The sequence below is a fragment of the Salisediminibacterium beveridgei genome (assembly GCF_001721685.1).
GTDB classification, from domain to species: domain Bacteria; phylum Bacillota; class Bacilli; order Bacillales; family Salisediminibacteriaceae; genus Salisediminibacterium; species Salisediminibacterium beveridgei.
This window is the reverse complement of sequence record NZ_CP012502.1, coordinates 692,255-704,993: the sequence shown is the minus strand read 5'-3', so window position 1 is coordinate 704,993 and position 12,739 is coordinate 692,255. Positions and strand designations below refer to the sequence as shown.

Sequence of the window (12,739 nt, the reverse complement as noted above, 5' to 3'; positions counted from 1 at the left end):
TTGGATTATTCCTGGCCTACTCGCTCATCTTCGATTCCGAGTTCTTCTTTAATCCACTCGTAACCTTTTTCTTCGAGTTTCTTCGCCAATTCCGGTCCGCCTGATTTGACGATCTTGCCCTGCATCATCACGTGAACAAAGTCCGGTTCAACAAAGTCGAGCAACCGCTGATAGTGCGTGATGATGAGACAACCGAAGTTTTCGCTTCTGAGGCTGTTAACACCTTTCGCAACGACCTGCAGGGCATCGATGTCCAGTCCGGAATCAATTTCATCAAGAATGGCGATACGCGGCTCGAGCATGAGCAGCTGAAGAATTTCGTTACGCTTTTTCTCACCACCGGAGAACCCTTCGTTCAGGTAACGGTGTTGGAAAGACTGATCAATTTCGAGTTTGCCCATTTCTGTATCCATTTTACGGATGAATTTCATGAGAGAGATTTCATCGCCCTCTTCGCGTCTTGAGTTCATCGCGGAGCGGATAAAGTCAGCGTTTGTCACACCGGAAATCTCACTCGGATACTGCATCGCCAGATAGAGTCCTGCCTGTGCACGTTCATCTACTTCCATATCGAACAGGTCTTTCCCATCGATCGATGCTTCGCCTTTTGTCACGTTATAATTCGGGTGACCCATTAACGAAGACGCCAGCGTTGATTTACCTGTACCGTTTGGTCCCATGATGGCATGGATTTCTCCACCTTTTACATCGATGTTAAGACCTTTCAGAATTTCTTTGTCTTCAATATTTACATGAAGATCCTTTACACTTAAGCTTGGCTTGGTCATGAATAACTACCTCCATTTATTTTGAGAGTTCAATCAAAAACATGATACAATATGAGAAGTGAGCTTTTTGCTCATTCTCACTCTATTCTCATTACAATCTTATATCATCCTCTTTTGTACTTCAAGGAAAAGCGATGATTTTTTTAAAATTCTTTCTGGTTTTCACTACTAAAATAGTGAAAACCTTTATTTTCAATCTGTTTGGCCAGTACCTAAAGTGCCGCGAGAAGGGATTTTGTGTTTTAGGCACCTCAATTTTACGTGTTTTTCATCAGTCTCTCCACGGAAAAATAAAATCCCATTCTCATTCATTGAATAAATCGAACAGCTAATTGAGAACGAATCTTAATTAGCAGATCCATGTCTGGAGTGATTGATGATGTCTGTCGATGAAAAACAACTGCTGTTCGCTAAAAGTTATCCATTCGAATCCCCTTCCGCCTCGTATATCTTCACAGCGAAAGGCCCCGAGCCAATCCACGAGAACCATGATCCAACCGAATTAATCAAACACCGCACCCCGGTCCTTGCCTACGGTTCGAATTCTGCACCCATTCAACTGAAACGGAAATTTCACGAGCACCTGGCGTCCGCAGGAGGCTTCATACCTGTTCTCAAAGGATACTTGTTAAACTATGATGTCGTTTACAGCCCGGTCGTCGCACCCTACGGATCAATCCCTGCGACGATCACTCCGTCACCTGGTGTGATTGCCAACGCCTATGTCACCTATTTAGATCAGGAACAGCTGGCCATTATGCACCGCTCTGAAGGCGTCGGTTACATGTATGATTATCTCGCATTTGATGAGAACGATGTACAACTCGAATATGAAGGATTCGCTGTAACGGGATTGCATACCTACCTGTCACAAAGAGGGCCGCTGGCCTTAAACAAGGGCATCGTTGCTTTGGCTGAAGTGGAGGCTGCTAAACGGCAGTTCCCTGCCATGACGCAAACAGAACTGCTGACGCTGGTTAAACATGATTACTGCACTGAATTGCCGCTGAACGATTTCATCAGCAATACTATCGAGGACCAGACTTTTCGTTCCAGCGTAAATCACCATCTGTTACACCACTTCAGCATTCCATCCTCAAAACATAACCGCTCGTTCGATCATCATCGCTGACAATCGAACGAGCGGTTTCGCCGTGTTGAACTGAAGGTCATCCCAATTTCGACTTGATTTTGTGACTGTACATCGCTTTATCTGCTCTGTGCATCCAATCAGCAATCGCTCCTGAAGTTTCCGGGTTATAAACAGCGCTCCCCAGGGCGATACTCAGTTGATAAGAAACGGCTTTGTCTTCTTCAGTCACTGCCGAGATGATCTCCTGTTGAAGTTTTTTATAGTCTTCTTCATCCGGAACTTCAACGATGCAGGCAAATTCATCGCCTCCAATCCGGTAACATCGCCCCAATTCTTCGAATACAGAGACCATGATGCCGTAGACCGTCTTAATGGCTTCATCCCCACTCCTGTGTCCAAATACATCATTAATGGACTTCATTTCATTAATATCAATGTAGACCAACCGGTATTTGCTTGGATCGTCTGCTTCTGCAAAGAGGTCATCGACATCCCTTTCAAAGGCCATCCGGTTATAACCACCCGTCAGTTGATCTGTAAAGGCAAGTTCCTCAAATATTTCCGACTCCTGAAGCTTTTTCAATCGTTTCATAAAGCTTTGAACCGTATTCATCCCCAAAATAAAGATAAATAGAAAGAATCCGATTTTCATAACATTTGAGATAAACACCGGACTGCTGAAGAAAAAAATAAAACCTTCAAGAAAAGCAAAAGCGATTAAAATCGATAATGCAAAAAGGAACTTTGCCGCATCTGCATTTTTGTATAAATAGTATTCGTGAATCATCAAGCCGATCATCACTGTACAAATTATCAATGAACCCATCAGAGTATACGGCGCTGTCTGAAAGAAGCCTGCGATCCCTGAAAGCTGGAGGAATCCAATGAGGACAAACCACACGAATACAACATAAACGAAAAATGAGATGAGTCGGCTTTTTCCAGTAAAGATCACATCCCTTAAATAAATTAAGATAGGAATAGGCACCAGTGCAATGGAAAGATACGCCAAACTCCCAATGATAAACTGATCACCTGTCACATATTGAATCATTCGTGATTCTGCCAAAAACCAAATGCCCATACCGGTAATGAAAAGGCCGAGATAAAGCATTTCAAACGGTTTGATCGTCTTGAAAATCAGATACGACAGCAGCATGATCAGTCCCACACCAATCACCACCAGCGAATATAAAAAATCATACCCGAATTCCGAGAGCAGGTGGACATGTATATCCCCGGGTGATCCGTAATGTACCGCATTCACCTGTCCACTCATCGCTGAAAAAGGAGACGTAAAGTCAACATGGAGATCTGCACCGGCAGAGCCTTCCGGTATCTCAACAATCAGCCAGTGACTTGCTAAAGGTAAGTGCAATCCGCGCCAGGTTGAATCCAAAGATTGATGAATCAACTCTCCGTCAAGATACACATCGACGTATTGCAGGGACGACCGAAACAGGATGGATTGATGTTGATCGAATGCTCGAGGAAGAGTTTTTCTGAGGCTCATTGGTTCTCCAGAACTGATTTCCACTTGTCCCGGTATATCCGTCACAGCATCCAGTCCATCCGCTCTTTCCACATACCAGCCTTCATCGAGTGGCGTTGCATGTGACAGATCAAGTTCCAAGGAATTTTCACTGAACAGATTGACAAGAAGGATGACCATCACTGTAAAAATCACCAAAATATAACCGCTTCCCCGTATGATAGTAGGCATCTTCACTTCTCACCATCCAATGTAGTCTTTTAGTCTCATCAGCATACCACAGAAATTCAACGATTCCTTCATCATTTAGACTTTTTTCTAACAATTTAGATATTATACCTGTTTTGCCATTGTTTTCTGAGTGGCGAATAACTCGATTCGGACACAAAAGGACCGGCAACAGGTCAGTTGCCGGTCCTTTCTTCATTTCCGTTCAGATACGGTCAGTTATCATTACCCACCATGAACTTGGCGCTGTAGTTCGTCAACCATATTGTTACTCTTCACGTACTCTTTGTCGCGTTCTTGTTCCACACGAATGCGTTCCTCAAGTTTCTGGTTGTACTCTGCGTACCCAATTCCATGGCTCTGGTGCATGGCTTGTTCCATACAACCTGTGTGTTTCGTTTCAATTGACTGGATAATGAATCACTTTCCTTTCAAGATTTTATCCCCGCTTGCTGTGAGGATTTCTTACAGAAGTAATTGTAGCATGTGTGAGCAGATCTCCCAACAGGCACGAGAGGTTACCTTCACCTGTCAGCGCTTCTCACACCCCATTGAATTGTCTGACAATAGTTTCTGCAAATCATTCAACCGATTCCGCCCAAATACGGACGCATGCTCGTTTCAATCTGTCAAAAAAGTGATCCGGTTCGACATTTAAGCCAGATCCGGATCACTTCATCAACAATTATTCGGTTACAGGAACAACGGCGTTGTCATATTCATCAATGATAAATTCCTGAACTTCTTCAGAGCGAAGAATATCCACCAGCGTTTGAATGCGCTCATCATCCTCGTCTCCGGCATTCACTGCAATCACGTTGACATAGGGGTTGTCCTCACTGGCATCTTCAAGAGCAATACTATCTTCCAACGGATTCAGTCCAGCATCCAACGCATAGTTGGAGTTGATCAATACCGCATCACCCTCGTTGTTTTCGTATGCAGAAGCAAGGAGTCCTGCATCAACATCCGCATTGAACTCAAAATCGTTCGGATTGTCTTCAATGTCATCGATCGTTGCATTGATTCCGGCACCCTCTGCCAATGTAATCAGTCCTTCGCCCTCGAGCATCATCAGGACCCGCCCGTGGTCGGCTACAGAGTTGGAAATGATGAAGGTCGCCCCTTCCGGCAAGTCATCGAGGCTTGTATAATCCTGTGAATAGACACCGATCGGTTCGATGTGGATGCCACCTGCGTTGACAAAGTCATAGCCGTGGTCTTCAATCTGCGACTCCAGATATGGCACATGCTGAAAATAATTCGCATCGAGTTCCTCTTCATCCAATGCTTCATTTGGAATCACATAGTCCTGATAGGTTTGGATATCAATGCTGATTCCTTCCTCTTCCAAAAGAGGTTCTGCAAACTCGAGAATTTCTGCGTGTGGCACATTCGATGCCCCGATCACGAGCGTTTCCTCATCGCCGCCGCAAGCAGCAAGCATTCCCAGTGATAATCCTCCAACGATCGTACCTTGTATTGCTTTTTTCATGTTTACTAACCCCTTTCTCCTCTTATCGTTTGTCTAATTTATTTGTAATTATATCGCCAAGAAATTGAAGGGCGAATACAATAACAAGCACAATGATAGTCGCCAGTAAGGTGACATCCGGATTACCGCGTTGGAATCCTTCCAGGTAGGCCAGATTCCCAAGTCCTCCAGCGCCGATAACGCCTGCCATTGCCGTATAACTGACTAAAGCAATCGCCGTCACCGTAATTCCCGATACAAGTGCAGGCATCGATTCCGGCAGCAGCACTTTGAAGATGATCTGCCGGTGCGTGGCCCCCATCGATTTCGAAGCTTCAATCACCCCTTTATCAATCTCTCGTAAGGCGATTTCCACAAGCCGCGCATAAAATGGCGCAGCACCGATGATCAGTGCGGGAAGCGCAGCCGATGGCCCGAGAAACGTTCCGAGTATCAACCGTGTGAACGGAATCAACAGCACCAGAAGTATAATGAAAGGGATGGATCTGAAAATGTTCACGTAGGCTGCAGTGATCGCATGAATCACCTTGTTCTGCCATAGCTGCTCCCTGGCCGTGAGAAACAGCAACAGGCCAAGGAATACACCGAATACGAATGTAAATGCGAGTGCGACGATCGACATGTACATCGTTTCATAGGTTGCTTCGAGCATGCGATCCCAATTGACATTCGGAAATAACAAACCTCCCAGAATCAGATCAGTCATGTTCAACCACCTCCACGAGCACATCACGGGCTTTTATAAAGGATAGTACGTCCTCCGTCACTTCATCCGTTGCATCGAGATGTATAAACAACGTACCGTATGTGCCATTTTGCGTCTGTGTCAATTTTCCCTGAAGGATGTTGACGGCGACATCAAACTCTCTGACAACCGACGTGATCAATGGCTTCTTCGCATCATTTCCGGTGAAGGTCAGCTGATAAACCTTCTTCAGATTCGTTTCTGAAAACAAATGTTCCACCGCTTCTTCTGTATCTTCCGGTTCGAGGATTTGTTTAACAAATTCCTTGGTCATCGCTTCTTTGGGCCTGCGGAAAACATCGAGCACCGGACCTTCCTCGACAAAACGCCCCTCTTCCATCACTGCCACACGGTGACAGATTTTTCGGATCACATGCATTTCGTGTGTGATCAGCACAATCGTCAGGCCAAGTTTTTGATTGATATCCACCAGTAAGTCGAGAATGGAATCCGTCGTTTTCGGATCCAGTGCTGACGTTGCCTCATCACATAAAAGCACCTTCGGATTGTTGGCAAGTGACCGGGCTATACCGACGCGCTGTTTTTGACCGCCGCTCAACTGGGACGGATAGGCGTCCTCCCGACCACTCAAGCCGACCAGCTCAACTAATTCCTTAACCCGCCTGCTCTGTTCTTCCTTCGGTGTACCATTGATCTCTAATGGGAAAGCGATATTATCGGCAACCGTTCGGGACCAGAGGATATTGAAGTGCTGAAAAATCATACCCATTTCCTGTCGTGCTTCTCTTAGGTCCTGTTTGCCAAGCTGGTTAATCACTTTCCCGTCAATGACCACTTCGCCTGACGTCGGTGTTTCCAGCTGATTCAAGAGCCTGATCAACGTACTTTTTCCCGCTCCGCTGTAGCCGATAATGCCGTAAATTTGTCCTTTTTCGATCGTCAGGTTGATATCATCAACGGCTTTAATTGTGCCATTTGCCGTTTGGAAATGTTTCGTCAGCTGACGCAATTCAATCATCATTGTTCACCCTTTCCTTACCCCTTATACCGCTTAAATCTATCTGTTTAGTCAGGTTAATGAATGCCTCTTCTCAGCTGTCAAACCAACCAGCCTGACTCTGGCATTTACCGCAATAGCAAATGTTTCTGAAATAGAAAAACACCCTTCAGCTATCTTACAGATAAGCAGAAAGGTGTATGCGCAAAAAAACATACCTTCCTCTTATCTTTCAGCGCATACGTGCATACGCTGATGGATTTGGCACCTTCCACTTGCATGGTGGTTGCCGGGCTTCATAGGGCCAGTCCCTCCGCCGCTCTGGATAAGAAGTTGATCATACAGTTTTAAGTCTTGATAAGAATCTTAGCATGTTCGAAATGAGGTGTCAAAGAGAATTGACCTGGTTACAAAAAGTTTTTTCAGTAAAATAATATCTGATTATTCAGACATCGGTTTGATCCGGTGTCTGAATACCACAAAGAAGTAAATCGTCCCCACAATGTACAAGACTGCTGTGATGGAAAAGACAATGGCGTAGCCGGTATAGGAGCCGTAAACGACGACGATCGTTGTCGAAACAGGGCCCATGACCGCCCAGCCGAGTTGAAAAACCGCCTGACCAACGGAATTTGCAAGCCCCTTAATCTTGTCGTCCACACTGCGCATCATCAGGGACATCTGTATCGGATTCCCCGCATTCATGAGTGCCTGACGGAACAGAAAACCGAATACGGCCAGCCACAGAATTTCCGTATACGCTGTAAGGAGAAGAAAGGGAATGGAGGCAAGTTGAAAGAAAACGACCGCTTTGATTTCACCGATCCGCCTGACCACAAGCGGACCAATCATCAAAGCGACGGCTGTCATTGCCTGACCGGAAGACAAGATGAGTCCAACCATCGTATGGCTCGTTTCAAAGCGGTCAACGAAATAGAGATTCAGATAGGGAATGACAAGCCCCGAACCGAAGCCGATGATGATTTGCGCACCGGCAAACAGTAAGATGATTTTCAAGCCTTCCCGGTGCGTCCTGAATAGCCGCTTGAACGAACGGTCCTGAACCTGTTTTGACTCCACTTTTTCCGCCTCATGAATTTTCATGACAGGGATTAATGCGCTCAGAAAAAACATGGCGCCTATCAGTAAGGTGACACGGATACTCCAGAGTGATGATAACCCGAACAGCATTTCAAACAAGTCGCTGAACGCACCACCCATTGTATTTCCGATGACATTAGCCATCATGATGACCGCAAAGTTAAAGCTGAACAAATGAACCCTTTGCCGCTCAGTGGAATTCTCAGCAAGTAACGGGATCGCTGAAACCTGAATCATTGCCATAAATACGCCGGTCATGAATGCACCGGATAATAACAGCCACTCTCCTGAACCATTTGCCCTTAGAAACAGACTGACAGCTGCAAAAAGCACCCCGATCAGGATGATTTTTTTTCGCCCGGTCCGGTCAGATAAAATCCCTGCAGGCAGTAATAAAAGCGCCGTAGCGGCGGATTGCATCGCGATGACCGATCCGTTCATCTGGTCGTCATAACCCAATTCTCTTATGTAATAATTGTAGATGATCATAAAAATACCCATCCCGATATGGACCAGGACGGAACTCAGTAAAAACAATCTCACATTACGATTATACTGTTTAAACTGATGCTTCCAATCATTTGTAAAACGTGTGAACATAACATTCTCTCCTGAACATTTATTTCGCTTCTCTAAATATAGCGGAGTTCCGCTGAAAAGAAAAGGGATTACAGGAGATAATCCGGTTATTCAACAAGTTCTTTTTCCGACTGCCGTCGTTCATCAGCTGCATTCCCACCACAGACACAAAACCGGGTGCTCTGGGGTAGAGCACCCGGTTTTGAATCAACCTGTTCTTTCACAATCAGGCTTCGTCGAGCATTTTCTGGTATTCGTCTGCATCCATCAGTTGACTCAGTTCGCCGTCATCTGTCGGTTCTACAACAATCATCCAGGCTTTCTCATATGGCGATTCATTCACGAATTCAGGTGAATCTTCGAGTTCTTCATTGACCTCAACCACTTTTCCGGTGACCGGTGCGTACAGTTCAGATACCGTCTTCACTGACTCTACGCTGCCAAATGGTTCTTCTGCTTCAATGTCGTCCCCGACCTCAGGCAGTTCAACAAAGACAATATCTCCAAGCTCTGACTGGGCATGTTCGGTTATGCCAATACGCAGTTTGCCATCTTCCTCCTTTACCCATTCATGTTCGGCAGAATACTTTAAATTTTTCGGTAAGCTCATAGGATCCCCTCCACTTGTATGTAATCGTTCCTCTTTATTTTACTATAAAATCCCGGGGAACGGGAAAAAGAATCCCCATCATCCCCAAGCTTCTTCGTACATGTCCTCTTTAAATCCAACCGTTACCTGTTTGCCGTCTGTCAAAAGCGGCCGCTTAATCAGCATGCCGTCAGATGCAAGCCAGGAGATCAGATCATCATCGGTTGCACCGGCCAGTTTATCTTTCAATCCAAGTTCACGATATTTTTTACCGCTCGTATTAAAAAACTTTTTCAGGGGCAGATTGCTTTTTTCATGCAAGTCTTTCAACGTCTTTTCAGAAGGCGGTTCATTTACAATATGAACGGCTTCATAGGCCACTCCTTTTTCGTCAAGCCAAGCCTTGGCTTGTCTGCACTTCCCTCACTGGGGATAGTGATACAGTGTCATTGACATCGTGATTCCTCCTCAATATCGGTTATACATTCATCGTATCTAAAATCGGATCACAATGCCAGTATGTTGCATAATGACCTGAGGGGCTCTGGCAACATGGCCAGAGCCCCTCAGTGAGAGAGAAGTATGCCTTTCCTTAAGGAAAGAAAGACTATTTTTTTTGGAGCAGGGGAAGTGCCCCAAATTTGATAACATCAATTTGGACTTACAGTACGTAACGCTCTTCCTCAATCACCTTCACAGCCACTTCACGTTTCTTCGCAATGAGATTGATCGGTGTATGACGCGTCAGTTTCTTCAGGATGGACAGCATGGTTCTCAGGCTGTCGCCATCTTCCATGGCCACCAGTGATTCTTTGGCAAATGCTTCAATCTTGTTAAACGCTTCCTGTGAATAGACTTCTGTCATCAGAAGCTTTTGCTTAGTTTTATCAGCGCCATCTTTTGCCATCGCTTTCTCTGTTCGGAGAATCATGGATTCGATGTTGTAGATTTCACTGACGATATCTGCCACGTTGGCAAGGAGTTCCTGCTCTTTTTGAAGCTTCTCACCATATTTTTGTGCGGCAGTACCGGCAATCATAAGGAAGATCTTCTTGGCGTTTTGAAGCAAATAACGCTCTTGCTCCAACGGCTCGTCGCCTACTTCTTCCGGCATCATCATCATCAGTTCTTCCTGAAGTCCGGTTGCTTTCTCCAAAAGCGGCAATTCACCTTTCATCGCCATCTTCAGAAGAGTACCTGGTACAAGCATGCGGTTGACTTCGTTTGTTCCTTCAAAGATGCGGTTGATGCGGGAATTGCGGTACATATTTTCGATTTCATACTCCATCATGAATCCATAACCGCCGTGAATCTGAACGCCTTCGTCAACGATTTCATCCAGTGCTTCGGAGCCGTAGAATTTATTCAGGGAACATTCCACTGCGTATTCTGCGATGGCTTTACCCACCTGCTTGCCGTCTTTCTTTTGCTCTTCATCCAGCTGATCAAACCCTTTATCAATCAGCCCGGCAGTACGGTAAATCGTACTCTCCAACGCATAGGTTTTCGCAGCCATCTCCGCAAGTTTTTTCTGAATCAGCGTAAACTTCGAGATCGGCATCTTAAACTGTTTTCGCTCATTGGCATAGGCAGCTGAGAGTTCAATCGCGCGTTTTGCACCACCGACACAACCAACACCCAGCTTGAAGCGGCCCAGGTTTAAGATATTAAAGGCAATCACGTGACCCTTGCCTGCTTCGCCGAGCAGATTTTCTTTCGGTACTTTTGCGTCTTCAAGGATCAGTGTCCGTGTGGAAGATCCTTTTATACCCATTTTCTTTTCTTCAGGTCCGACAGACACGCCTTCATGGTCTTTTTCCACGATGAACGTGGAGAAGTGTTCTCCATCGATTTTCGCATAAACAACAAACACATCGGCAAATCCGGCGTTGGTGATCCACTGCTTTTCACCATTGAGGATATAGTGCGTCCCCTCTTCGTTCAGCTTTGCTGTCGCTTTCGCTGAAAGGGCATCTGAGCCTGACGTCGGCTCCGTCAATGCATAAGCGGCAAGCCGCTCACCGGTAGCAAGATCCGGCAAATACTGTTTCTTCTGTTCTTCTGTACCGAAATAAACGATTGGAAGGGATCCGATCCCCACGTGTGCGCCGTGTGTCAACGAGAAAGACCCGGCCAGACCGAATTTTTCCGTAATGATGGTGGAACTGATTTTATCAAGTTCGAGTCCACCGTATTCTTCCGGAATATCAACACCGAGAAGACCCAACTCACCGGCCTCTTTCATCAATCGAACTGAACGGTCGAATTCATGCTGCTCAATGAATTCCAGCTCCGGTTTTACCTTTTCAACAACAAAGTCCTGCGTCATCTTCGCCATCATCTTGTGCTCGTCTGAGAAATCCTCAGGAGTAAACACATCTTCATGTGCTGTTTCCTCCAGTAAAAACATGCTGCCTTTAACCAATTTATCCGTTGCCATGTTGCCATTCCTCCTTTTTGTTGGTGTTACAGTAATTCAAATACGCCTGCTGCGCCCATACCGCCGCCGATACACATGGTGACCACGCCGTATTTTTCTCCGCGCCGCTTCATTTCATGAAGGAGCGTGAGGGTCAGCTTTGTTCCTGTACAGCCAAGGGGATGGCCCATCGCAATCGCCCCACCGTTGACATTGACTTTTTCCGGATCCAGCTTCAGTTCGCGTATGACCTGAAGAGACTGGGAAGCAAAAGCTTCGTTGAGCTCGTAAAGTCCGATATCATCCATGGACAATCCGGCGGCCTTCACCGCCTTCGGGATGGCTTCAACCGGCCCGATTCCCATGACATCGGGCGCAACGCCCGCTACTTCATAAGAGAGAAATTTCGCCATTGGGGTCAGCCCTTCTTTTTCAGCCTCTTCCCGGTCCATCACCAGAACAGATGCCGCCCCATCACTCATCTGTGATGCATTACCAGCGGTTACGGTGCCGCCTGCCTGATTAAACGCCGGCTTCAATTTTGCTAAAGCCTCTACGCTTGTATCTTCACGGAAGCCTTCATCCGTATCAAACATCACTTCTTTTTCCACCAGCTTATGGTTCGCGTCGACAGATCGATGCGTCACCGGAACGGGTACGATCTCATCTTTGAACTTGCCTTCTTTAACCGCTCTGCTGGCTCTTTTATGGCTCTCTACCGCAAAGGCGTCCTGATCTTCACGGGTTACACCGTACCGTGTTGCCACTTCTTCGGCCGTGTTGCCCATGCCCATGTAATATTCCGGTGCATTTTCCACCAGCGTCGGATTCGGTGCGATCACATGTCCACCCATCGGGATCATTGTCATGGATTCGGCGCCCCCGGCGATGATCGCTGAGGCTTTTCCCAGCATGATCCGTTCAGCGGCATAGGCAATGCTCTGTAAGCCGGATGAACAATAGCGGTTGATCGTGATTGCCGGAACCTGTTCAGGCAACCCTGCAATTGCTGAGATATTTCTCGCCATGTTCATGCCTTGTTCCGCTTCCGGCATGGCACAACCGATAATCACATCATCAATGCGGGATGGATCGAAATCATTCGCCCGTTTGAGCGTTTCTTTAATGGTCAAAGCTCCAAGGTCGTCTGGTCTGACGTGAGCAAGTGTTCCTTTTTTTGCTTTTCCTACAGGTGTCCTGGCACCTGAAACGATTACAGCTTCTTTCAAGAAATTCCCCTCCTTTTGAAGAA

At 46.2% G+C, this 12,739-nt stretch carries 11 protein-coding genes and 1 riboswitch; of the genes, 1 reads left to right on the top strand and 10 read right to left on the bottom strand.

Going from position 1 to position 12,739, the window contains the following annotated elements; translation table 11 throughout:
* Nucleotides 1-5: 5 nt before the first annotated feature.
* Entirely contained in the window at nt 6-788 is a 783-nt protein-coding gene (sufC, locus tag BBEV_RS03070) for a Fe-S cluster assembly ATPase SufC (protein ID WP_069364135.1), read from the bottom strand.
* Nucleotides 789-1,167: 379 nt separating this feature from the next.
* Between sufC and BBEV_RS03065 the strand changes: the two genes are divergently transcribed.
* Nucleotides 1,168-1,920, top strand: a complete 753-nt coding sequence (locus BBEV_RS03065; RefSeq protein ID WP_069364134.1) for a hypothetical protein — start codon at nt 1,168-1,170, stop codon at nt 1,918-1,920.
* Between the two features lie 37 nt (nt 1,921-1,957).
* Here the strand turns inward: BBEV_RS03065 and BBEV_RS03060 are convergent, their stop codons facing one another.
* From BBEV_RS03060 to BBEV_RS03020, 9 genes are all read right to left on the bottom strand, one after another.
* Nucleotides 1,958-3,604: a sensor domain-containing diguanylate cyclase gene (locus BBEV_RS03060; protein ID WP_069364133.1), complete on the bottom strand. Its 1,647-nt coding sequence runs from the start codon at nt 3,602-3,604 to the stop codon at nt 1,958-1,960.
* Nucleotides 3,605-4,286: 682 nt separating this feature from the next.
* Nucleotides 4,287-5,096, bottom strand: coding sequence for a MetQ/NlpA family ABC transporter substrate-binding protein (locus tag BBEV_RS03055; RefSeq protein ID WP_069364132.1), 810 nt, complete (start codon nt 5,094-5,096; stop codon nt 4,287-4,289).
* Between the two features lie 22 nt (nt 5,097-5,118).
* On the bottom strand, nt 5,119-5,802 hold the full coding sequence (locus BBEV_RS03050) for a methionine ABC transporter permease (protein ID WP_069364131.1): 684 nt from the start codon (nt 5,800-5,802) through the stop codon (nt 5,119-5,121).
* The gene (locus BBEV_RS03045; RefSeq protein WP_069364130.1) at nt 5,795-6,820 is read right to left on the bottom strand and encodes a methionine ABC transporter ATP-binding protein; all 1,026 of its coding nucleotides are present in this window, start codon (nt 6,818-6,820) and stop codon (nt 5,795-5,797) included. The genes BBEV_RS03050 and BBEV_RS03045 overlap by 8 nt, the downstream gene beginning before the upstream one ends.
* 201 nt (nt 6,821-7,021) lie before the next feature.
* Nucleotides 7,022-7,131, bottom strand: a riboswitch (SAM riboswitch).
* Nucleotides 7,132-7,240: 109 nt separating this feature from the next.
* The gene (locus BBEV_RS03040) at nt 7,241-8,500 is read right to left on the bottom strand and encodes an MFS transporter (protein ID WP_069364129.1); all 1,260 of its coding nucleotides are present in this window, start codon (nt 8,498-8,500) and stop codon (nt 7,241-7,243) included.
* A 205-nt stretch (nt 8,501-8,705) separates the two neighbouring features.
* Complete coding sequence (gene gcvH / locus BBEV_RS03035; RefSeq protein WP_069364128.1) at nt 8,706-9,089, bottom strand: glycine cleavage system protein GcvH; 384 nt, start codon at nt 9,087-9,089, stop codon at nt 8,706-8,708.
* 78 nt (nt 9,090-9,167) lie between these two features.
* Nucleotides 9,168-9,524 carry an arsenate reductase family protein gene (locus BBEV_RS03030; RefSeq protein ID WP_084007194.1) on the bottom strand — a complete coding sequence of 119 codons (357 nt, stop codon included), beginning with the start codon at nt 9,522-9,524 and terminating at the stop codon, nt 9,168-9,170.
* A 205-nt stretch (nt 9,525-9,729) separates the two neighbouring features.
* Complete coding sequence (locus tag BBEV_RS03025) at nt 9,730-11,508, bottom strand: acyl-CoA dehydrogenase FadE (protein WP_069364127.1); 1,779 nt, start codon at nt 11,506-11,508, stop codon at nt 9,730-9,732.
* 26 nt (nt 11,509-11,534) lie between these two features.
* Nucleotides 11,535-12,716: an acetyl-CoA C-acetyltransferase gene (locus BBEV_RS03020; protein ID WP_069366574.1), complete on the bottom strand. Its 1,182-nt coding sequence runs from the start codon at nt 12,714-12,716 to the stop codon at nt 11,535-11,537.
* Nucleotides 12,717-12,739: the final 23 nt, after the last annotated feature.

Bases quoted from the DNA above. Each gene is read 5' to 3' on its own strand.
- sufC (WP_069364135.1), bottom strand. From the start codon at position 788: ATGACCAAGCCAAGCTTAAGTGTAAAGGATCTTCATGTAAATATTGAA.
- BBEV_RS03065 (WP_069364134.1), top strand. From the start codon at position 1,168: ATGTCTGTCGATGAAAAACAACTGCTGTTCGCTAAAAGTTATCCATTC.
- BBEV_RS03060 (WP_069364133.1), bottom strand. From the start codon at position 3,604: ATGCCTACTATCATACGGGGAAGCGGTTATATTTTGGTGATTTTTACA.
- BBEV_RS03055 (WP_069364132.1), bottom strand. From the start codon at position 5,096: ATGAAAAAAGCAATACAAGGTACGATCGTTGGAGGATTATCACTGGGA.
- BBEV_RS03050 (WP_069364131.1), bottom strand. From the start codon at position 5,802: ATGACTGATCTGATTCTGGGAGGTTTGTTATTTCCGAATGTCAATTGG.
- BBEV_RS03045 (WP_069364130.1), bottom strand. From the start codon at position 6,820: ATGATTGAATTGCGTCAGCTGACGAAACATTTCCAAACGGCAAATGGC.
- BBEV_RS03040 (WP_069364129.1), bottom strand. From the start codon at position 8,500: ATGTTCACACGTTTTACAAATGATTGGAAGCATCAGTTTAAACAGTAT.
- gcvH (WP_069364128.1), bottom strand. From the start codon at position 9,089: ATGAGCTTACCGAAAAATTTAAAGTATTCTGCCGAACATGAATGGGTA.
- BBEV_RS03025 (WP_069364127.1), bottom strand. From the start codon at position 11,508: ATGGCAACGGATAAATTGGTTAAAGGCAGCATGTTTTTACTGGAGGAA.